Consider the following 20,882-nt stretch of genomic DNA (forward strand, 5'->3'; position numbering starts at 1 on the left):
ACCTTTCTATCTCAAAAAACGAGATATTCCCAATAATTCTCTATTTTTAGTCTCTGACGAATTTCAGGAATGAACCGGATCAAAGAAGTGCTTGAGGAAAAAGGGATTACCCAAACTTGGCTTGCCGAACAACTCGGTAAAAGCTACAATATGGTCAATGGCTATGTCCAAAATCGGCACCAACCACGATTGGAGGTTCTCTTTGAGATTGCTAGAATATTGGGCGTGGACCCGAAAGAACTTATCAAGTCTAACCAAAATTTTTAAAACCAGCTTTAATTTAAACCAATGCCTACACTACACTGGATAGGAAAGGAAAAAGTAATCAATCACCACCTGGACGTGCCTTTTAAGGTACTGGAGCATAGCTATGGATTTGATAACGGAACGCAAACCAGCAACGAAACGCAAAGCGGCAATAAAATCATCCACGGGGACAACCTGGAAGCCCTCAAGGCTCTACTTCCGGAGTATGAAGGCCAAATCAAGTGCATCTATATCGATCCTCCATACAATACCGGAAATGAAGGATGGGTGTATAACGACAATGTAAATGACCCCAAAATAAAAAAGTGGCTAGGGCAAGTGGTGGGAAAAGAAAGTGAAGATCTAAGCCGTCATGACAAATGGCTCTGTATGATGTATCCAAGATTGAAATTACTTCATAAGCTACTTTCAGAGGATGGGGCTATTTTCATTTCAATTGATGAAAATGAGATAACAAGTTTAAGATGTTTTTGTAATGAGATTTTCGGAGAAGCAAATTACATTTCAACAATTACGGTTGTTGTAAAACCTGAAGGAAGACGATATGGATTCTTTGCAAAAACGCATGAATATATTTTAGTTTTTGCAAAAAAGGCATCTGAGTTATTTTTGAATGAAATTGAAATAGAAGGAACAAAATATTCCTATTTCGATAAGGATGGCGGGTTTAACCTAAAAGGATTAAGAAATCGAAACGTAAAGTCATTTAATTCAAATAACCGACCAAATCTTAGGTATCCATTTTATGTAAATATTAATAATCCTGATGAAAATGGTTTATTTGAAGTAAGTGTTGAACCCGTTGACGATTGGAAAGAGGTTTTTGCAAGCACCGTAGATGGTCTTGAAAGTGTCTGGCGATGGGGAAAAGACAAGGCCAAAAATCAAAAATCCGATTTGGTTGCTTATCGTGGCAACGATAATGAAATAAGGATATTTCAGAAAGAAAGGAAACTGACTCAAACTGCAAAGACCACCTGGGATAATAAAAATTTCCATTCAATAAGAGGCACTAAAGAAATCACGGATTTATTAGGAAAATCAATCTTTGATTTTCCTAAGCCTGAAATGCTAATAAGGCAAATATTGACGATTGGAATGGATGAGGAAGATATTGTCCTCGACTCCTTTGCCGGTTCAGGTACCACGGCGCATGCGGTGCTTAATCTGAATAAACAAGATGGGGGAAACCGAAAATTTATCTGCATAGAAATGGAGGATTATGCAGAGACAATTACCGCGGAGCGGGTGAAGCGGGTAATCAATGGATATGGCGAAGACAAAAAGTCGGTAGAAGGCACAGGCGGTAGTTTCGATTTCTACCAATTGGGTCAGCCACTATTTGATGAAGTCGGAAATCTCAATGAATCTGTTGGGCTGCCAAAAATCCGAAACTATGTATGGTACACTGAAACCAAAACTTCCTTGAAGGAAGAAAAGCTGGAGGACAATGTCCATTTTCTTGGGAAGCATAACGATACTTCCTACTATTTCTATTACGAATCAGAGGCCATTACTACACTGGACCATAGCTTCCTGGCAAGCATCAAGACCAAAGCTGAGCAATATGTGATCTACGCCGACATTTGTTTGCTAACCAAAGAGTTTATGGTAAAGCACCATATCATTTTTAAGAAGATACCTAGAGACATTACCAGATTTTAAGCATGAGCGACCACCAAAATAATTTCTTGCTCTACACCGCCCCTTCCGGGGAAGTACGAGTGCAGGTTTACCTTCAGGATGAAAGTGTTTGGTTGACTCAAAAAGCAATGAGTTTGCTCTTTGACACTACCACCCAAAACATCACCATTCACCTCAAAAACATATTTGAAAGTGGTGAATTGGACGAAATGGCAACTTGTAAAGAAATTTTACAAGTTCAGCAGGAAGGTGATCGTCAGGTCTCAAGAAAACAGAAATTCTATAATCTGGACGCAATTATCTCAGTCGGGTATCGAGTCAATTCATCCAAAGCAACCCAATTCAGGATTTGGGCGACCCAAACCTTAAAAGAATTTATCATCAAAGGGTTTGTGTTGGATGATGAGCGATTAAAGCAGGGGACTACCGCTTTTGGTAAGGACTATTTTAAGGAGTTGCTCCGCAGGGTTCGATCCATCCGTGCCAGCGAACGAAGGATATACCAGCAGGTGACAGACATTTTTGCAGAATGCAGCATCGATTATGATCCTAAGTCGGAGATCACCAAGAATTTTTATGCGATGGTTCAGAATAAATTTCATTTTGCCATCACGGGTAAGACGGCCGCTGAAATTATTCATCTCTCAGCTAACGCCAAAAAAGAAAACATGGGCTTAACCACTTGGAAAAATAGCCCCGATGGCCGAGTGTTAAAGTCGGATGTGATCATCGCCAAGAATTACCTTCAGGAAAAAGAGATCCAACAATTGGAAAGAACCGTGACCGGATATTTCGATTACATCGAAGGGCTGATCGAGCGTGAAAACACCTTTACCATGGAAGGCTTGGCAGAAAGCGTCAACAAATTTTTGACTTTTAATGAATATAGAGTCCTTTCGGGTAAAGGCCGGATTTCTAAACTACAGGCAGACAAAAAAGCGGTGAAGGAATATGATGAGTTTAACAAAACGCAAAAAATCATCTCTGACTTTGACAAGGAAGTGAAAAAATTGAAGAAGAAGTAATGGAACTGAAGCCCTATCAACAAGAAGTCATCAATGATTTGTCTCTATTCCTGGAGAACGTGCAAGAAACCAAGGACACGGCAAAGGCATTTCATAATTTTTGGTCAGCTCATCCCAAAACGCCATTGATGCCTTTCCCCGGAACAGCCATTGAGCCTTACAAAAACAATGTGCCTCGGGTACCCCATATTTGTCTGAAGGTACCCACAGCAGGAGGAAAGACTTTTATTGCCTGCAATGCCATCAAGACCATTTTTGATGCATTTAACTATGACAAGCCAAAAGCTGTGGTGTGGCTGGTTCCCTCCATTACCATTTTGGAACAGACCATCAAAAATCTTAAAGATCCATCTCACCCCTATAGACAAAAAATCAATTCTCACTTTGGAAACAAAGTTGAGGTTTTTGATAAATCCACCCTGCTTCAGGGTAGCGGATTCAATGCAACCTCGGTGAAGGAGCAATTGAACATCATGGTGTTTAGCTTTGATAGTTTAAAGGCCAAAAACAAAGAAGACAGAAAGGTTTTTCAAGAAAATGGAAACCTCCAATCCTTTGAGAGCTTACTGGATAAGAATGAAGAGATCACGCTGGGGGCGGTAATCAAATACCTGAATCCGGTGGTGGTGGTAGATGAAAGTCACAACGCAGAAAGTGATCTGAGTGTGGATATGCTGAAGGAAATCAATCCTTGCTTTATCCTGGACCTGACTGCTACACCACGAAAAAACAGCAATATCATCAGCTTCATAGATGCACTGGATCTGAAAAAGGAGAACATGGTGAAACTTCCGGTGATTGTGTACAATCACCAGGATAAGACTGAAGTGATCAACTCTTCCTTGCAACTACAAAGGCGACTTGAGAAACAGGCACTTGATGAAGAGAAAAACGGAGGGAAATACATTCGTCCGATTGTGCTTTTTCAAGCCCAACCCCGAAATGCGGATGATAATACAACTTTCGAAAAATTGAAGGAGAAGCTCATCGAGTTAAAAATTCCGGAGGAGCAAATCAAAATCAAGACTGCCAATCTAAATGAATTAAAGAATATCGACTTGATGAGTCGGGACTGTGAAGTACGATTCATCATAACGGTAAATGCACTTAAGGAAGGGTGGGACTGTCCCTTTGCCTATATTTTGGCTTCTCTGGCAGACAAGAGTTCGGCAGTGGACGTGGAGCAGATTTTGGGTCGTGTTTTGAGGCAGCCTTACGTTATGAAGCACAAATTCCCCTTGCTTAATGTAAGCTATGTTTTGACCGCTTCTTCCAGATTTTTAGAGACGCTGGACAACATTGTAAAGGGGCTGAACAAGGCGGGATTCAGTGACAAAGATTATAAGTTGGCTGATTCCACTGCCGTAGAACCTGCTAAACCGGCAGATCCTTTACAAGAGCTTACCTTAATTCCATCTCTGGGTGTGACTCAAAATCAGCCGGAATCAGATGAGGATATCACTTCAGATATTGATGTGTCAAGAATTTTAGTTTCGGACGATTCCCCGGAAGTGGAATCGGTATCTGAAATTGAAAACACGGCGATTGAACAAAACGAAGCTTTTGAAAAAGCAGTCACTGAAATGGAATCCAGTGGTGTTCCAGTATTGCCCAACGAAATCCAAAAATTGGTGAAAAGATATACGATAAAAGAGGTTTTTATAGAGGAGGCGGAGAAAGTAAATCTCCCCCAGTTCTATCTCAAGGTGCCTTCCAACGATTTATTCAGCTTAGGGGTAGAAGAACTTCCTTTAGAAAAGGAAAACTTATTGGAAGGCTTTGCTTTGAGTAAAGCCGATACCAACATCGCTTTTGACACCATCACTTCGGAGCTTTACAAGGTAGATTTGGACGAGACTAAAAAGGAACATACCCCTACTTTTGTTCGCTTAGATGGAGTAGTCAAAGAAAGTGTCATGACTTATCTACTTGATCCAGCCAGAAAAGAGAGTAGGATTAAGAATTTTACAAGGAGGATCATGGATTTGATTGGGAACATGTATCCTATCGCTGATAGGGAAATAGAGAAATACATCAATCGGATCTTAGAGGACTTCACTGATGAGCAGTTTTCTGCTTTCGCAAACAACGAATACACCTATAAGGATAAGATAAAGCAAAAAATTACCGCGCTTTCTGAATCTTACGCTGAACAAAAGTTCAAAGACTTTTTGGATACGGATAAGGTCTTCATCAAATCATCCTACTCACTGCCCAAAAGCATTTCCCCTGGGGATACGGCTAAGGACATCACCAAATCCCTTTATGAGAAAGAAGGGAAGATGAATGGATTTGAAGAGCAGGTAATTAATGAAATCGGGAACATGAGTAATATCGCATTTTGGTCACGCAATATTGACAGAAAAGGCTTCCGGATTAATGGCTTTATAAACCACTATCCTGATTTTATCATCCAAACGAAGAGCGGTAAGACTGTCCTTTTGGAGACAAAAGGAGACCATTTGGATGCTGAGCAAAAGATCCGATTGGGTGCGTTTTGGGCAAGTAAAGCGGGAAATAATTTCCGGTATTTTATGGTGTATGAAAGACGTACGGTAGATGGGGCCTACAAGCTTGAGGACTTTTTGAAGATCATTAAGGATATATAGTCTTCGGAAGTACAATTCTCAAAAACAGTCGGTAGCCTAAAATTAAATGCATGAAATCAAAACAGACAGTAAAGGTAGTTGTGACAATAGCAGCGTCTACGCTCGCTATTCTGCATCTTCTTTTTCCAAAGATCAATATTGATCTTATTACGGTTTCATTATTGGCTTTGGCTGTTATTCCATGGGTTGAGACACTTTTCAAATCTGTAGAGTTGCCCGGTGGCTTAAAACTTGAATTTCAAGAATTGCGAAAACTTGAAGAGGAAGCCCAAAAGGTAGGGTTAATTAGTTCTGAAGATGTAAAAAAAGAGCCGGGAGAAGAAGAGGCTGGGAAAAGGCTATTTGTTGAGCTAGCTGAACAAAATCAAGAACTGGCGTTGGTGAGCTTAAGACTTGATATTGAAAAGTGCCTACGAAGTATTGCTTTAAAATATGATCTAAAGACCCAGAAGTTGGGCATAAACAATCTTTTAAGGGAGCTTGCATCCCATCATATTATTCCGATTGAAGAGGAAAGTGTTTTAAGAGACATGATTGGGGTGTTGAATCAAGCTTCGCATGGAGTGGAATATGATCAGAGGACGGCAAAATGGATAATTGAAGTCGGACCCAAAATCATTGAATCTCTTGAGAGTAAAGTCGAACATAGGGGAGGTAATTTTTCCCATTCTAATCCTGAAGCAAAGGAGCACTGGATAGACAAATCATTCCAAGAATGTGAGTGGGTGACTAATGTTGAATGGGGAGAATGCATCAATAAACATCGAGATCTTTGGGAAAAAGAACTGAACAATGTTTTCAATACTTTATTGCGAAAACTAGATCCAAGCAAAAAAGCTATGCTCGAAGATTCTCAGAAACACTGGGAAAGTCAGCTCGAAATTGACAGGAATCTTGTTTTTTCTTTTGATGATTTGCAATTCAAAGTTGGACGCGAAGGAATGTTTATTGCCTCTATTTCTTTTATGAATAGGATTAGACAAAGAGCTTTAGAGCTTGAGGAGATATTGACGGCCTTGGTATAAGTACATTATTTATATAAATACTTCAAAGTAAAGGCCAAATTCAATCTTTTTTCTTGGATACTTTCTTAATATAGGCAATTCTGTTTTTATGGCCTGATCTAGAAGCTTCTGATTTGGTTTTGTCTCTTGAAGAACGATATGCATTGCTCGTTGCACAAATTCCATTGTTTTTGACAATAACTCCAGTTACCTCAGGATTTCTTGTTTTGTAGGAACATTTATCAAAGCTTATTTGAAATCCAGCTTCCCTTAATCCCTCTAGTATTTTAGAAGTTTGATCCTTAAAGTCGACTGGGGAAGAGATTGTAATGTCATCAACATAGACTGTAACCTTATATCCTAGGCCTATGTAGCTCTGAAAAATATTGCTAGATCTGTCTTCTAAAACCATAGCTGCTAAATAAGAAGAAGTCGGGCATCCCTGAGGGATACTTCCTTTTGTAGTGCAAATCCTGGTTATTAGTCTAGCCACATCGGGATAAAAGCCTCTTTTCCTCAAGGCGTTTTCTACCCATGAAAAATGTATGGATGTATAGAATCCTTTAAAATCTGCTTGGAAGAAGAATTTATTTCCCTGATGAAATCTACCATTCTTAACTGCATCCTTTCCTTTTACTCCTCCGAAAAAATAATCTGGTAAAGGGAAGTTTGTACTTAATAACTGCAAAATTTTTGATTGAACATGCTTTAATTTTTCAACAGGAGCATTTATCGGTCTTGTTTGAATCACCCCGCCTTTTATTTTCGGGTTTCCTGATTTGTCTTTTTTTACCTCATTCCATTGCTTGTAAAATCTAGAATCATCTTCCTCTATCGAATCAAATAGAGACTTGAGCTCATTTGGTGGAACTTTTAAGGCAAAGGCGAGATCTTTGATTCTACTTTTCAATTTTTTAAAGGATCAGATAGGAATGCTTTGGATATAACATCTTTCATTGTATCCTCTAAAAAATGGTAGACTTCCTTTTTAGAATCATCAACATCGTTAATATCTAAAGATAAAAAAACAAGAATTGGTGTTGGTATAGATAAATTTTGGGCGATATCCTTTAATAGCCCTAAGGTGGGTTCCTTCTTACCTTTTTCGATTAATGATAGATATGGTTGAGATAGTCCGCATTTATTTGCAAACTCCCCCTGATTAAACCCTTTCCTTAATCGAAGGTCTTTGATTGTTTTTCCAATATTCATAGTAGAATGTGTTAAAAAAGAAATGTGAAGTGGGATTAGAACAATTGATCAATGTCGTCGATTCCAAAGAGTTTCAAAAACCTCATTGCAATAAGGAGAAATTTTAAAGGGGCATCACGGCTATTACCATCAATTTCCCTTTTGGATAACTCCTCAAGTTCATTTAAAATTTCTTCCAAAAGAACTTTGTCTTCATCCGAGAACCCGTACCCGTTCTCATTTAGTAGCGACCTTAACTTTTCGCAAAGCAGGTCATTTTTGCGATTTTTTAATTTTTCTTTTTCCATATGGAGTTTGATTAAATTATTGACGGGATATCCGTCTGCTTAATTCAGACCCGTCAAAGCCATCCCATATTGGATACGGTAATTACACTTCACAATTTCTGCTTAAAGTCAGTAAACTGTTTTTTCTATTCTGTCAATAAGACTACATGTAATTAGACTGTTCTGGACCTATGGCTTTGTACCTGAGTGGCTTTCCGCTTTTCTGGGAAACCTTTCAGTACTGTGCTTTGGAGGAGGAACATGATTTAACTACAAAAACCCGCTGAAGGGTGGAGAGCAAGCTCTCTTCATTTGCCTCGATTATAAGGCACTTGGGATGGCAAATCGCAAACTTTCAAAGAACTACACTCAAATATACGGAGAAATATTACTCAGGGTTAAAAAAAAGTAATAAAAAGCTCATTTATTTTCTTTTACAGTAAAAGGGTGTGTCGATTTTTTTATGTTTTTGAGTCGGGTTTCCTTTTTCTTTAAAGGCAAGGCGGGGCTTTCCTTCGGCCAGACAATCCACTCCCAATCTTTCTCAGTTTCCAAGAGAAAGGATTTTCGCTTCTATCCTTAAGCCTTTTCCCCCGTTTCGCCCACTCCTTTCGTTTCGATTCATACGCCCCATTTTTCAAATGACGGCTCTTTTCTCTCCACTCTAGGAAAGGGCTTTCACTCCCCACGGCTACCGCTTCATTCCACTTACCCTTCTCCCGAGTCCCGGCAAGCCTGGGACTCGGGAAGGCCGTTTTGTGAAGCCGTAGCATGAGCCTCCTCCCCAAGTGCAAGCGATTAACCAATAAAGCCGTCAAGTTATCGGACAGATAACTGCGCACCATCAAAACAACTGACTGTCACACAAGAACCTGGGAAAAATTCTACTCAGAAAATAAAGTTTTTATCATAAAAGATATATGTTAGATAAGTCTAACTTATTACTTTTACCATTCTAATAATAAGAATGTGAAGAAGCTGATTCTGATACTACTAGGCTGTCTGGCCTTCGCCTGTGAAAATATCATTCCCGAGCCACCGGCAGTGGATGAAATTCTAGACGGCCCAATTGATGGGCTAAACTCAAGCGAGCAAGCCCGATTTCTGGCCGGGGATTTTGCCTTCAATGATGAGGTATTTTCCTCCGGAACAGGTCTGGGGCCTACATTTGTGGCTACTTCCTGTGGTAGTTGCCATGCTGGTGATGGAAAAGGCCATCCGTTTACTACACTGACACGCTTTGGTCAGACGGCTCCAAATACGCCTCCCAACCTGCTTATCGGAGGTCCTCAACTCCAAAATAGAGCTATACCAGGATACACACCGGAAATACTTCCGGAAGGAACACCATTTATGAAGCTAACCCCACCTGCCGTCACGGGCTTGGGTTTGCTGTCAGCCCTTACAGATGAGCAGATCCTGACTAATGCAGACCCTTATGATCTTGATGGAGACGGAATTTCCGGGGTGCCCAACTATGTAAATCCTCCCGCTTATTTTGTTCCTAAGTGGTTTCATCAAGATGCAAATGGGCGCTATATGGGGCGCTTTGGCAAAAAGGCAGCTACCATCGATCTGCTCCAGCAGACCGTATCAGCGTACAACCAGGACATGGGCATCACTTCTACATTTGAACCAGTTGACCCTTTTTCAGGATTGGAAGTGGATCAGGAAGTGAGCGACCAGACCGTCAGGGATGTGGTTTTTTACCTCCGTACACTAAAAGCACCTATCCAGCGCTCACAAAATGACCAACAAATAATTCAGGGTAAGACTTTGTTTTCCCAAATCCAATGTGGGGATTGCCACACCCCAGAATGGACCACCCCAACCTCTGATATTGTAGCTTTGTCCAATAAAACCTTTTTTCCCTATACAGACCTGTTGTTGCATGATATGGGGCCGGGATTGGATGACGGTGTAACCGAAGGCTCTGCTGAAACTTTCGAATGGCGGACACCTCCCCTTTGGGGTTTGGGTCTTTCTCCAAATTCCCAAGGAGGCAGCTACTTTCTCATGCACGATGGCCGGGCCAGCAGCATTGAGGAGGCAATTTTACTGCACGGAGGTGAGGCAAATAGCAGCCGTACCAAGTTTGAGTCGCTATCTGCCGAAGATAGAACTGCTTTGATCCGTTTTCTTGAATCCTTATAATCTTCCAAATCCATGAATAGAAATGAGTTTATCAAAACCTGTGGATGGGGGTGCTTTGGCATCATGACGGGAATTTCCGGCTTAACATCCTGTGCGGGCACCAGGTATTTTCAGGCTAGCCTTGAAGGGGATTATATGATTGTTCCGCTGGATGCATTCGTGAATTCGAAGGATGATCAATCCAGCTTCCGGCCAAGTGTGATAGCGCATCACGAATCACTTCAATATCCGATTGCGGTTTTCCGGCTGTCTGAAACAGAATACCAAGCCTTATGGATGCGGTGCACCCATCAAGGCACAGAACTTCAGGTTTTTGGCGACAGGCTCCAATGCCCGGCCCATGGTAGTGAATTCACCAATACCGGTATGGTGCAAAACGGCCCGGCAGACGACCCCTTGCGAACCTTTCCGGTTCGGATTGAAGCAAACACCTTGAAGATCGACTTGAAATGAAAAAATATTTATTCCTTCCAGTCTTCTTGTTTGCCTTGGTTGCAAATGCCCAGATTGACAGTACGCTGTTAAAAAGAGTACCAGTCGATACTTCATATACCAGAGCCATGAACATGGATGCAGTGTACAACCGTCCTTTTCTTCAGATAGGGAATTTACCGGCTTCCATTGGCGGGTACGTAGAGGCCGATTATCAATACATGGGCCAAGATGGGATCACTGAGGGCCACAGTTTTCGTATCCCCCGCTTTACGCTCTTTGTCGCCTCTTCGATTCACAGGAAAATCAAGTTCCTCTCTGAGATTGAGTTGGAGGAAGGTGGAAAACAAATATCCATCGAATTTGCTGCATTGGATTTAACTTTTCATCCACTACTAAACCTCCGAGGTGGAGTGGTAATGAATCCCATCGGGGCATTCAACCAAAATCATGACGGTCCAAAATGGGAATTTGTGGATCGGCCAATTGCCATGACAGAAATGCTGCCAGCCACCTGGAGCAATGTCGGATTTGGTCTGTATGGTAAATATTATTCAAAGGCCTGGGCTTTTGGGTATGAAGCTTACCTGACCAATGGCTTCGACAACAGTATCATCAGCAATAATCAAAACAAAACTTTCCTCCCGGCAGCAAAAGAAAATGCCCTGCGCTTTGAGGAAAGCAGTAATGGGCAACCCTTGTTTACGGGCAAAATAGCAGTCAGAAACAACAAGGTGGGAGAAATAGGACTTTCCTACATGGGGGGGATTTATAACCGATTTGAGGAAGATGGTCTCGTTTTGGATGCCAAAAGACGCCTGGACGTATTAGCGGTGGATTTCAATACTACCATTTCGGCAACAAAGACTTATTTGGTTGGCGAATGGGCCTGGGTACTGGTTGATGTACCGGAGACTTATAGTCAGCAATATGGTGAACGGCAAAAGGGAGGGTTCGTAGACATTGTACAACCTATCCTGAGAGGAAAACTGGCAGGTTTTGATAAAGCAGTGTTCAGTCTGGCCTGCCGACTGGAATATGTGGACTGGAACGTGGGAAGTTTCGAGGAAACCGGAGGAAATATTTCTGATGATTTGTGGGCAGTAGTTCCGGCAATCAGTTTCAGGCCGGTATCACAAACCGTCATCCGACTTAACTACCGGTACATGCAACAACAGGATATCTTGGGAAATCCACCGGCTAAAATCGGGGGAGTGCAATTTGGGTTATCAAGCTACTTTTAACTGCATTGTATTCCAAAGGGGTAATTTCAGTATTTAAGGCTTTGCTTAAATAAGTTCCACTCCATACCTTTGTTAAGCAAATGCTTAAATACAAAGTTATGAATACATGCATCCGTGTCTTTGCCGATAGCGACCAGATCAATAGGTGCAGGGAAGACTTGAAAAGCAAGGGGGAAGGTTTTTTAGAACTGGCAGATGTACTGAATCTTGCCGGTAATGCGGTTCGCCTCAAAATCCTGTACCTCCTGAATCAGGAAAATGAACTTTGTCCGTGCGACTTATCAGACATTTTGGGTATGACAGTTCCGGCCGTCTCCCAACATTTGAAAAAGCTGAAGGATGCAGGAGTCGTGACTACTAAAAAATCGGGGCAAACCATTTTTTATTCAGTAGAAGCGCAAAGTCAGCGAATCATTTCGTCAGTGCTCGATTTGTTTAACCTCCCAAATTCAATTGCTACGTTATGAAAAAATCCCTTTTAACCAGCGGCCTTATAGCCGCTTTAGTGAGTTCCCTTTGCTGTATCACCCCGGTGCTTGCTCTAGTGGCCGGTGCGAGCGGGATCGCGTCCACTTTCTCCTGGCTGGATCCAGCACGGCCTTTTTTTGTAAGTATCACCGTGATTGTGTTGGGATTTGCCTGGTACCAGAAGCTTAAAGCCAGGAAAGCAGAAGACATCGAATGTGCATGTGAAGATGATGAGAAACCAAGCTTTTGGCAGACAAAAAAGTTCTTATCAATAATCACGGTTTTTGCAGCCCTGATGTTAACATTTCCGCTCTATGCTCACATTTTCTACCCCAAAGCCGACAAGCAACTGGTCATCGTAGAGAAGTCCGATATACAGACCGTAAATTTTGAAATCAAAGGAATGACATGTCAGGGCTGTGCAACTCATGTCGAGCACGAGGTAAATAAGCTCGATGGTATACTAAGAGTAGCTGCTTCTTATGAATTGGGCAATGCCGTTGTAGAATTTGACAATACAAAAACAGGTATTCAGGAAATACAACAAGCCATCAACTCAACGGGATATTCCGTGACCAATAAAACAGAGAAATAAATGGAAATCATATTAGAATCAACCATCACCTGCCCTAATTGTGGCCATCAGAAGGAAGAAACCATGCCCACTGACGCCTGTCAGTATTTCTATGAATGTGAAAACTGCCACAAGGTGCTAAAACCAAAAGAAGGAGATTGTTGCGTGTATTGCAGTTATGGAACGGTCAAATGTCCGCCAATACAGGAAAATGGCGGTAGCTGTTGCTAAAATCTTGTTCGATTTGCAATACCCTTGCGTCCTATTATTGTGTTCCTTTGCAGGCAAATGAAATTCATTCTTTCCATATCGTTAGGTTTTCTGTTCCTGATCCAGGCATTGGGGCCTACTATGGATTTATGCTGTGAATTGCCAAAGCTTCCAGTACTTTTTGAACACTACGAGGAGCAGTCTGAACACGACGGAACTTCATTTCTGGAATTTCTTGATTTCCATTATGGAGACGGTCAAAATGAAGAAGACCACCACCATGATGACGAGCATGACAAGAACTTACCCTTCCATGACCAGCATCAGTGTTCCCATGGCTCCATTTTTATTACCCCTTTAATGGAAAAAGTGGAAATACCCACCCAATCCTTTTTCACACTTACTCAGACAGGTTTTTACAGCTTCTCACTCTGCTCTGAACACCCCGAATCCCCATTCCAGCCGCCCAAGGCCTGATTTTCCGGACATTTAAATTGAAGTAGTTATTACTTCCAAGCTGTTGCATGGAGGTGATCCTGCATTTTCAATTTACTCCCCCAGCTCAAAATTCAAGGGCTTTTTCTGCCCTGTCTATCCAAAAAATCAGATTCATAAATGCTAAAAAATGCTGGATAAAATCATTCAATTTTCAGTCAAAAACAAACTGATCATAGGCCTGCTCACGCTTGGTTTGATCATTTGGGGAGGCTACTCCCTTTCGAGACTTCCCATTGATGCCGTACCGGATATTACTAACAATCAGGTTCAGGTCATCACCTCCTCCCCATCTCTGGCAGCTGAGGAGGTAGAACGTTTAATTACATTCCCCATCGAAATTACCATGGCAACCATCCCGGAGTTGGAGGAGATTCGTTCCTTTTCCCGCTTTGGTTTGTCTGTGGTGACCATCGTGTTTAAAGAAGATGTGGATGTGTATTGGGCTCGTCAGCAGGTAAGTGAAAGGCTGACCGATGTACAAGCACAAATCCCTCCGGGTGTAGGTCAGCCGGGCATGGCTCCCATCACTACCGGACTCGGAGAAATCTATCAATATGTGGTGGGAACCGAGAAGGGTTATGAAGATCAATACGATGCCCGTGAACTTCGTACGATTCAGGACTGGATTGTCCGAAGGCAATTACTCGGTACTCCAGGGGTTGCGGATGTGAGCAGCTTTGGCGGTTACCTTAAACAATATGAAATCGCCATAGACCCGGATAGACTAAAGGCCATGAACGTTTCCATTGCCGATATTTTCCAGGCACTGGAAGAAAACAACGAGAATACCGGAGGGGCTTACATTGAAAAAAACCTCAGCGCCTATTTTATCCGAAGTGAAGGCCTGGTGAGCGACATGGACGACATCCGAAACATGCTCATCAAAAATAATCCGGATGGAATTCCGGTTCTCATAAAGGATGTGGCTGAGGTAAATCTTGGTAATTCAGTGCGGTATGGAGCCACTACCCGAGACGGTGAGGGTGAGGTGGTGAGTGCCATTGTGATGATGCTAAAGGGAGAAAACTCCGCGGAAGTAATTGAGAATGTAAAGAGTCGAATTGCTGAGATACAAAAAACATTGCCGGAGGGAGTAACCATCGAGCCCTTCCTGGACCGAACAAAATTGGTAAACACTGCCATTGGTACGGTGAGCAAAAACCTGGCTGAAGGTGCCTTGATCGTGATCTTTGTTTTGTTGCTGCTCTTGGGAAATCTCCGTGCAGGTTTGATTGTAGCCTCGGTCATTCCCCTTGCGCTCCTTTTTGCTTTTGGAATGATGAACTTCTTTGGCGTGTCGGGTAACCTGATGAGCTTGGGCGCTATTGATTTTGGGTTGATCGTGGATGGGGCGGTCATCATTGTAGAGGCCACGTTGCATCATTTGGGCTTGTTGAAACTGGGAAGAAAGCTGACCCAGAATGAAATGGACGAGGAAGTGTACCAGTCGGCCAGCAAAATCCGGAATTCCGCCGCATTCGGAGAAATCATCATTTTAATCGTGTACCTCCCCATTCTTGCTTTAGTGGGGATTGAGGGAAAAATGTTTGGCCCTATGGCACAGACGGTGAGTTTTGCCATTCTGGGAGCATTTATCCTTTCGCTAACCTATGTGCCGATGATGTCAGCACTGGTTCTGAGCAAGAACACTGATTACAAGCCCAATATTTCGGACAAGCTCATGGCTTTTTTCCACAGATTGTACGATCCGGCTATCCGTTGGTCAATGCACAAAAGGCCGCTGATCTTAATCCTGACTGCGGGCTTGTTTCTGGCTTCCTTTTGGGTCTTTTCCAATATGGGTGGGGAATTTATTCCAACCCTAGAGGAAGGAGACTTTGCTGTAGAAACGAGGGTGATGACTGGCAGCTCGCTTGAAAACACCATCCAGGCAACGACTCAGGCAGAAAAAATTCTACTAGAACAGTTCCCGGAAGTAAAGCAGGTAGTATCTAAAATTGGTGCAGGAGAAATCCCAACTGATCCCATGCCGGTAGAAGCTGCTGACATGATGGTGATTCTGGAAAACAAAGATGAATGGGTCTCTGCCTCTAACAGGGAAGAATTAGCCAACAAAATGGCCGAAGCTCTGGAGGTCATTCCGGGAGTTACTTTCGGATTTCAGCAACCCATCCAGATGCGCTTTAACGAACTCATGACTGGGGTTCGGCAGGATGTAGCGGTTAAGATATACGGAGAGGATCTCAATGAGCTTTCGGAATATGCCGAACAGATAGGACGGCTGGCTTCCGGTGTGGAAGGTGCTCAAGATTTGTATATAGAAGAGGTAACCGGTGTTCCGCAGATTGTCATTAATTACAAACGGGATCAATTGGCCAAATACGGCCTGACCATCCGGGATGTAAACCGCTCGGTCCAGGCTGCCTTTGCCGGAGCGTCTGCAGGGCTGGTTTACGAAAACGAAAGACGCTTTGACCTGGTGGTCCGATTGGATAAGACCAATCGGGAGGATGTAGAGTCCGTTCAGAACCTTTACATCGCTAGGAAGGATGGACACCAAATACCGCTCTATCAGGTGGCCGAAGTGGAAATCCAGGAAGGTCCTTACCAAATCCAACGAGACGACACCCGCAGACGGATCATTGTAGCATTCAATGTACGTAACCGGGATGTGGAAAGCATAGTAACAGAGCTTCAGCAGAAAATTGAAGAGACGGTCGTATTTGCACCCGGCTACACCGTGTCTTACGGTGGGCAGTTTGAAAACCTGGTTGAAGCCCGTGAACGACTCTCCTTAGCTGTGCCTCTAGCCCTGCTATTGATATTTGTGTTACTCTATTTCACTTTCGGTTCCATTAAGCAGGGCATCCTCATTTTCACAGCCATCCCACTTTCTGCCATTGGGGGAATCTTCGCTTTATGGCTCAGGGATATGCCATTCAGTATTTCTGCAGGCGTTGGTTTCATTGCTTTATTTGGGGTAGCAGTGCTGAATGGCATTGTCCTCATTGGTGAATTCAATCACCTGAAAAAAGAAGGTGTATCTGATATTTTCGAACGGATTTACAAAGGCACGAGTGTACGTCTGCGACCGGTAATCATGACGGCTGCCGTGGCTTCCATGGGCTTTCTGCCGATGGCTCTGTCCCAGTCCGGTGGTGCAGAAGTCCAGCGTCCACTGGCCACTGTAGTGATTGGCGGTTTGATCACGGCTACCTTTCTGACATTGGTTGTGCTGCCTATCCTGTACTATTATTTTGAAAGAGGGATAAAGATGAAACCAGGGGCAATTGTTCCACTTTTGGCTATCGGCTTGCTTTGTGTTCAGATGCCTAAAGCCAAGGCGCAGGATTCTCTGGTCAGCTATCAGTCATTGGATGAAGCCATTCAAGTTGCGATCCAAAACAATCCAACCCTGAAAGCAGCAGACTTGCAAACCCAGCAGGAAAGGGAGCTGAAAGGGACCAGCTGGAATATGGCTAAAACCAATTTTAGCCTCACTCACGGACAGTACAACAGCATTTACAACAATGACAATCAGTTCAACATCTCCCAATCCATGGAATTTCCCACGGTTTATGCCAATCAAAAGAAATTGGCCAAAGCACGGATTGAAGCGAGTGAATGGATGCATTCGGCTACCCAAAACGAACTGGTTCAGCAAGTAAAGGTTTCCTGGTATTTGTTGTGGCTGGAAAAAAGCAAACAACAATTACTGCAGGAGCAAGATGAAATTTACGAGAGATTTGTCCAAGTGGCCAGTCTCCGCTATCAAACCGGGGAAACCAATTTGCTTGAAAAAGCAACTGCGGAGTCCCAAGTAGCAGAACTCAAGGCCATGCTTCAGCAAAACCAGTCGGATATCGAAATCCACAGGACACAGCTGCAAACCTTGCTTAATCTGGATAGTATTGGGGATATCGCCATGGGCTATCTGGAAGCAAGGGAGAGCAATGTACTTCTCGATACGCAAGGAATTGCCAACAATCCTACACTTGCCTGGTTTCGCCAACAAATGGAAGTAGCCGAAAAAGAGAAATCGGTGGAGAAGGCAAAGTTCTTACCCGACCTTTCGGCAGGGTATTTCAACCAGTCCCTCAATGGACCTAATCAGGATTTGGATGGTAACCCCGTCACTTTTACCTCCAGCGACCGGTTCACCGGATTTCAAGTGGGAATGGCCATCCCCATTTTTGGGGCGAAGTCCCAAGCATCGGCCATCAAAGCGGCCGAATTGAAAAAGCAGGAAAGCGAAGCACGGCTGCAAGCGGTGACAAACCAACTGCAAGGCAGGCTAAACTCACTCATTCAGCAGTACCAAAAATTTCAGACCAGCCTTGAGTATTATGAGCAAAACGCACTGCCTCAGGCAGAGCTAATTCTTAAACAGGCTCAAAAAGGATTTGAAAGCGGGGAAATCGGCTACGTGGAATACATTCAGGGACTTAACCGGGCATTGGCTGTCCGGTTTAATTACCTGGACATTCTCAACCAGTACAATCAGACTGTTATCCAGATCGAGTTCATTTCAGGCGTTCAATAAAAAGACATTCAACAATGAAAAATATATTCAAATACATCAGCAAAACTTCAATGGCTCTTCTCCTGGGGTTGACCATTTCCTCCTGCGGACCACAAGATGAGGAAGTCATTGAGGTGAATCATACAGAAAGTGAGAATACAGTGGAACTTACCAAAGCGCAGTTTGAGCAGGCAGGCATCAAATTCGGAAGCCTTGAGAAGCGGGTTATTGGTTCGGAACTCCGGGTCAACGGGGTGATTGACGTGCCCCCGCAAAGCAATATTTCCATCCATATGCCCTATGGAGGCTTTGTGAAATACACTGAAATGCTGCCTGGCACAAAGGTTAAAAAAGGTCAGTTATTGGTGGTAATTGAAAATCCGGAGTTCATCCAGTTTCAACAAGAATACCTGGAGAGTCTGGCCAAACAGGAATTTCTGAAAGCCGAATTTGACCGTCAGAAGGAGCTGTTTGATGAAAAAGTAGCTTCTGGTAAAACATTTCAGCAAGCCAAAAGTGACTTTCTGGCTAATGAAGCCCGGATTAAAACTATGGAAGAACGATTGAAGCTCATTGGCTTCAATCCGGCAAAAATCCGCGAAGGATATATCTCGGCTTCTGTAAATATTTTCGCTCCGGTTAACGGTGCCGTTCGGGAGATTTATACCAATGTGGGCAAATACATCAACCCGCAAGATGTGATCATGGACATTACCAATGCCGAAGACCTGCATGTGGAACTTACCGTGTATGAAAACGACATCCCCAGAGTGCAGGAAGGACAACGGATCCGCTTTGCATTGGCGAATTCTCCTGAAGAATGGCGGGAAGCAGAAGTATTTCTGATAGGTAGCGGAGTGCGGGAAGACCGGTCGGTGACTGTACATGGCCACTTAGAAAAGATGCACGAAGATTTGAAGCCGGGAATGTATATAGCTGCAAGGATCGAAACCGACAGCAACGAAGTGTTGGCTATCCAAGAGGAAGGAATCGTTCGGTTTGGTGGAAAACAATATGTCTTTGCCTATACAGGAGAAAAAACAGAAAACGGTGCAACCGTTCATGATTTTGAAATGATGGAAGTCATCAAAGGATATACCGAAGATGGCTATACCCAGATTTCTTTGGCCGATTCAGAAAAGGACCTAAGTGCCCTTCAAGTGGTCACCAAAGGTGCTTTCACCTTGTTGGCTAAAGCCAAAAATACCGAAGAAGAAGGAGAAGGACACGCACATTAAAATGAATCATCCTTATGATCAAAGAACTCGAAGATAAACTCAAGCAGAAAGACATCCGACCAACAGCCATGAGGCTGTTGGTGTTGGAAGCACTGGCAGGTCAAGAGACGGCCATCAGCCTTTCCGACTTGGAAAAGGCCTTTGAAAAGTCAGACCGGGTGACACTATTCCGCACCCTGAAAACCTTTCAGGAAAATGGACTGGTGCACAGTATCGATGACGGTACCGGAGCGCCTAAATACGCCCTATGCGAAGAGGGATGCGAGTGTAATATCGAAAGGGACCTGCATGTGCATTTTCATTGTCGGGTGTGTAGCGAAACCTTCTGTTTGCCCAAGTATAAAATCCCGGAAATTGAACTGCCAAGCATGTTCAAAGGGGAAGAAGCCAACTTGGTAGTAAAGGGGATTTGCGGGAAATGTGCAGGATGAATATTGCAAGTACTATGCATTGGGTTTACTAGTAATTTTAAGTCAAACATCCAATGAAATGAAACCATGCATCATGGAAAACCTCACAACTTAGGATGATTAGGAGCATATGAAATTTAATACCACCATGCCGAAAGGCTTAAAGCCACATTATCAAAAAGAACTGGATGCATATCGGGATAAACTGGGGAAGTGGTTTTTACGGGAAGCTTGGCAGCATCTGGAAAGGGCCCACATCCTTGGTCAGCCCTATCCTTACCAGCACTCTGAAGTGCATTGGCTCATGCTTCGGTTTGGTTTTAAAATCAAAGACTGGAAGGAAATACGGGGTCAGATTCTCAGGCTCTTTGTAGGTGGAGTAAAATCCTTTGTAGGGAAAATACCTGTAGGTAATACTGGAGGCGCCAATGTTCCGCCTCTCTTGCCTATGGAAATACCAGCAGATCTGAAGGCAATAATAAATCAGTTCAAAAAATAAAATAGTCCTAAAGAATGACCGCTCTACTCACCGGTACCATTATGCTCAGTCTCCTTCATGGACTGATTCCCAGCCATTGGCTGCCGGTGCTGGCCCTGAAAGAAAAGTTTGGATGGGAGGGAATCAAGACGGTTCGCATTGCAGCGATGGCAGCTTTGGCTCACTCGCTGAGCACCTTTTTGTTAGGAGTGTTTTTGGGTTTGTTCAGCTTGTCACTTTCTGAAAACCTACACACTTACACCCGTTGGGTCATTCCTGGATTGCTTATAGCTATCGGCTTTTATTTTGTCATTCAACACCACCGTCACCACCACTTTCACATTGCTGAAAAACAAAAGCTGGAAAAAGCAGGAGCAGCGCAGGTTGTGACTTTGCTGGTATTTACCATGTTTCTTTCGCCCTGCCTGGAAATTGAAGCCTACTTCCTTATGGCAGGAACTCATGGCTTTCCAATGATCCTAGCTGTGGGACTACTCTACACCATTGTTTCTGTGTTCGGGATTACTTTTTGGGTTTACCTGGCCCAAAAAGGGCTGCACCGATTCAACTGGCACAAATTGGAACATAATGCAGGACTGATTTCCGGTGGCATACTTATTCTCACTGGCATCATTTCCTTTTTCACAGATTAAAACAGATTAGACG

20 protein-coding genes are annotated in these 20,882 nt (G+C 43.2%); 17 read left to right on the forward strand and 3 right to left on the reverse strand.

What is annotated here, in order from left to right:
- Nucleotides 1-69 precede the first annotated feature (69 nt).
- The 5 genes from CLV31_RS00740 to CLV31_RS00760 are packed head-to-tail and all read left to right on the forward strand — an operon-like array spanning nucleotide 70 to nucleotide 6,570.
- Nucleotides 70-267 (forward strand): helix-turn-helix domain-containing protein, encoded by a 198-nt coding sequence (locus CLV31_RS00740; protein ID WP_111390965.1) that lies wholly within the window; start codon nucleotides 70-72, stop codon nucleotides 265-267.
- A gap of 21 nt (nucleotides 268-288) precedes the next feature.
- Nucleotides 289-1,932: a site-specific DNA-methyltransferase gene (locus CLV31_RS00745; protein WP_111390966.1), complete on the forward strand. Its 1,644-nt coding sequence runs from the start codon at nucleotides 289-291 to the stop codon at nucleotides 1,930-1,932.
- Nucleotides 1,933-1,934: 2 nt separating this feature from the next.
- Nucleotides 1,935-2,936: a virulence RhuM family protein gene (locus CLV31_RS00750; RefSeq protein WP_111390967.1), complete on the forward strand. Its 1,002-nt coding sequence runs from the start codon at nucleotides 1,935-1,937 to the stop codon at nucleotides 2,934-2,936.
- Nucleotides 2,936-5,545, forward strand: coding sequence for a DEAD/DEAH box helicase (locus CLV31_RS00755; protein ID WP_111390968.1), 2,610 nt, complete (start codon nucleotides 2,936-2,938; stop codon nucleotides 5,543-5,545). Before CLV31_RS00750 ends, CLV31_RS00755 begins: the two co-directional genes overlap by 1 nt.
- 50 nt (nucleotides 5,546-5,595) lie before the next feature.
- The gene (locus tag CLV31_RS00760; protein WP_111390969.1) at nucleotides 5,596-6,570 is read left to right on the forward strand and encodes a lysozyme inhibitor LprI family protein; all 975 of its coding nucleotides are present in this window, start codon (nucleotides 5,596-5,598) and stop codon (nucleotides 6,568-6,570) included.
- A 40-nt stretch (nucleotides 6,571-6,610) separates the two neighbouring features.
- Here CLV31_RS00760 and CLV31_RS00765 read toward each other — a convergent pair whose 3' ends face one another.
- The 3 genes from CLV31_RS00765 to CLV31_RS00775 are packed head-to-tail and all read right to left on the reverse strand — an operon-like array spanning nucleotide 6,611 to nucleotide 8,048.
- Nucleotides 6,611-7,459, reverse strand: a complete 849-nt coding sequence (locus CLV31_RS00765) for a reverse transcriptase family protein (RefSeq protein ID WP_111390970.1) — start codon at nucleotides 7,457-7,459, stop codon at nucleotides 6,611-6,613.
- On the reverse strand, nucleotides 7,456-7,761 hold the full coding sequence (locus CLV31_RS00770) for a helix-turn-helix domain-containing protein (protein WP_111390971.1): 306 nt from the start codon (nucleotides 7,759-7,761) through the stop codon (nucleotides 7,456-7,458). The genes CLV31_RS00765 and CLV31_RS00770 overlap by 4 nt, the downstream gene beginning before the upstream one ends.
- Before the next feature lie 35 nt (nucleotides 7,762-7,796).
- The gene (locus CLV31_RS00775; protein ID WP_111390972.1) at nucleotides 7,797-8,048 is read right to left on the reverse strand and encodes a hypothetical protein; all 252 of its coding nucleotides are present in this window, start codon (nucleotides 8,046-8,048) and stop codon (nucleotides 7,797-7,799) included.
- Nucleotides 8,049-8,996: 948 nt separating this feature from the next.
- On the opposite strand from CLV31_RS00775, the gene CLV31_RS00785 reads away from it, so the two are divergent.
- The 12 genes from CLV31_RS00785 (at nucleotide 8,997) to CLV31_RS00840 (ending at nucleotide 20,869) form a co-directional block, all read left to right on the forward strand.
- On the forward strand, nucleotides 8,997-10,181 hold the full coding sequence (locus CLV31_RS00785; protein ID WP_111390974.1) for a di-heme oxidoredictase family protein: 1,185 nt from the start codon (nucleotides 8,997-8,999) through the stop codon (nucleotides 10,179-10,181).
- Between the two features lie 12 nt (nucleotides 10,182-10,193).
- A complete protein-coding gene (locus tag CLV31_RS00790) occupies nucleotides 10,194-10,634 on the forward strand; it encodes a Rieske (2Fe-2S) protein (protein WP_103923847.1) in 441 nt (146 codons plus the stop codon).
- Entirely contained in the window at nucleotides 10,631-11,857 is a 1,227-nt protein-coding gene (locus CLV31_RS00795) for a hypothetical protein (protein WP_103923848.1), read from the forward strand. Before CLV31_RS00790 ends, CLV31_RS00795 begins: the two co-directional genes overlap by 4 nt.
- A 98-nt stretch (nucleotides 11,858-11,955) precedes the next feature.
- Nucleotides 11,956-12,324, forward strand: a complete 369-nt coding sequence (locus CLV31_RS00800; protein WP_200820543.1) for an ArsR/SmtB family transcription factor — start codon at nucleotides 11,956-11,958, stop codon at nucleotides 12,322-12,324.
- Nucleotides 12,321-12,920 carry a mercuric transport protein MerTP gene (merTP, locus tag CLV31_RS00805; protein ID WP_077353374.1) on the forward strand — a complete coding sequence of 200 codons (600 nt, stop codon included), beginning with the start codon at nucleotides 12,321-12,323 and terminating at the stop codon, nucleotides 12,918-12,920. Before CLV31_RS00800 ends, merTP begins: the two co-directional genes overlap by 4 nt.
- On the forward strand, nucleotides 12,921-13,130 hold the full coding sequence (locus CLV31_RS22005) for a GDCCVxC domain-containing (seleno)protein (protein ID WP_103923850.1): 210 nt from the start codon (nucleotides 12,921-12,923) through the stop codon (nucleotides 13,128-13,130).
- 57 nt (nucleotides 13,131-13,187) lie between these two features.
- Nucleotides 13,188-13,586, forward strand: a complete 399-nt coding sequence (locus CLV31_RS00815) for a hypothetical protein (RefSeq protein ID WP_111390975.1) — start codon at nucleotides 13,188-13,190, stop codon at nucleotides 13,584-13,586.
- A gap of 148 nt (nucleotides 13,587-13,734) precedes the next feature.
- Entirely contained in the window at nucleotides 13,735-18,111 is a 4,377-nt protein-coding gene (locus tag CLV31_RS00820) for a CusA/CzcA family heavy metal efflux RND transporter (protein ID WP_111390976.1), read from the forward strand.
- A 14-nt stretch (nucleotides 18,112-18,125) separates the two neighbouring features.
- Nucleotides 18,126-19,328 (forward strand): efflux RND transporter periplasmic adaptor subunit, encoded by a 1,203-nt coding sequence (locus tag CLV31_RS00825; protein WP_111390977.1) that lies wholly within the window; start codon nucleotides 18,126-18,128, stop codon nucleotides 19,326-19,328.
- Nucleotides 19,329-19,342: 14 nt separating this feature from the next.
- The gene (locus tag CLV31_RS00830; protein ID WP_111390978.1) at nucleotides 19,343-19,759 is read left to right on the forward strand and encodes a Fur family transcriptional regulator; all 417 of its coding nucleotides are present in this window, start codon (nucleotides 19,343-19,345) and stop codon (nucleotides 19,757-19,759) included.
- Between the two features lie 109 nt (nucleotides 19,760-19,868).
- Nucleotides 19,869-20,237 (forward strand): DUF3703 domain-containing protein, encoded by a 369-nt coding sequence (locus tag CLV31_RS00835; RefSeq protein ID WP_111390979.1) that lies wholly within the window; start codon nucleotides 19,869-19,871, stop codon nucleotides 20,235-20,237.
- A gap of 14 nt (nucleotides 20,238-20,251) precedes the next feature.
- The gene (locus CLV31_RS00840; RefSeq protein WP_146250844.1) at nucleotides 20,252-20,869 is read left to right on the forward strand and encodes a hypothetical protein; all 618 of its coding nucleotides are present in this window, start codon (nucleotides 20,252-20,254) and stop codon (nucleotides 20,867-20,869) included.
- The last annotated feature ends 13 nt before the right edge of the window (nucleotides 20,870-20,882 follow it).

Source organism: Algoriphagus aquaeductus, assembly GCF_003253485.1.
In the GTDB taxonomy this organism is placed as follows: Bacteria; Bacteroidota; Bacteroidia; order Cytophagales; family Cyclobacteriaceae; genus Algoriphagus; species Algoriphagus aquaeductus.

Bases quoted from the DNA above. Each gene is read 5' to 3' on its own strand.
- CLV31_RS00740 (WP_111390965.1), top strand. From the start codon at position 70: ATGAACCGGATCAAAGAAGTGCTTGAGGAAAAAGGGATTACCCAAACT.
- CLV31_RS00745 (WP_111390966.1), top strand. From the start codon at position 289: ATGCCTACACTACACTGGATAGGAAAGGAAAAAGTAATCAATCACCAC.
- CLV31_RS00750 (WP_111390967.1), top strand. From the start codon at position 1,935: ATGAGCGACCACCAAAATAATTTCTTGCTCTACACCGCCCCTTCCGGG.
- CLV31_RS00755 (WP_111390968.1), top strand. From the start codon at position 2,936: ATGGAACTGAAGCCCTATCAACAAGAAGTCATCAATGATTTGTCTCTA.
- CLV31_RS00760 (WP_111390969.1), top strand. From the start codon at position 5,596: ATGAAATCAAAACAGACAGTAAAGGTAGTTGTGACAATAGCAGCGTCT.
- CLV31_RS00770 (WP_111390971.1), bottom strand. From the start codon at position 7,761: ATGAATATTGGAAAAACAATCAAAGACCTTCGATTAAGGAAAGGGTTT.
- CLV31_RS00775 (WP_111390972.1), bottom strand. From the start codon at position 8,048: ATGGAAAAAGAAAAATTAAAAAATCGCAAAAATGACCTGCTTTGCGAA.
- CLV31_RS00790 (WP_103923847.1), top strand. From the start codon at position 10,194: ATGAATAGAAATGAGTTTATCAAAACCTGTGGATGGGGGTGCTTTGGC.
- CLV31_RS00795 (WP_103923848.1), top strand. From the start codon at position 10,631: ATGAAAAAATATTTATTCCTTCCAGTCTTCTTGTTTGCCTTGGTTGCA.
- CLV31_RS00800 (WP_200820543.1), top strand. From the start codon at position 11,956: ATGAATACATGCATCCGTGTCTTTGCCGATAGCGACCAGATCAATAGG.
- merTP (WP_077353374.1), top strand. From the start codon at position 12,321: ATGAAAAAATCCCTTTTAACCAGCGGCCTTATAGCCGCTTTAGTGAGT.
- CLV31_RS22005 (WP_103923850.1), top strand. From the start codon at position 12,921: ATGGAAATCATATTAGAATCAACCATCACCTGCCCTAATTGTGGCCAT.
- CLV31_RS00815 (WP_111390975.1), top strand. From the start codon at position 13,188: ATGAAATTCATTCTTTCCATATCGTTAGGTTTTCTGTTCCTGATCCAG.
- CLV31_RS00820 (WP_111390976.1), top strand. From the start codon at position 13,735: ATGCTGGATAAAATCATTCAATTTTCAGTCAAAAACAAACTGATCATA.
- CLV31_RS00825 (WP_111390977.1), top strand. From the start codon at position 18,126: ATGAAAAATATATTCAAATACATCAGCAAAACTTCAATGGCTCTTCTC.
- CLV31_RS00830 (WP_111390978.1), top strand. From the start codon at position 19,343: ATGATCAAAGAACTCGAAGATAAACTCAAGCAGAAAGACATCCGACCA.
- CLV31_RS00835 (WP_111390979.1), top strand. From the start codon at position 19,869: ATGAAATTTAATACCACCATGCCGAAAGGCTTAAAGCCACATTATCAA.
- CLV31_RS00840 (WP_146250844.1), top strand. From the start codon at position 20,252: ATGACCGCTCTACTCACCGGTACCATTATGCTCAGTCTCCTTCATGGA.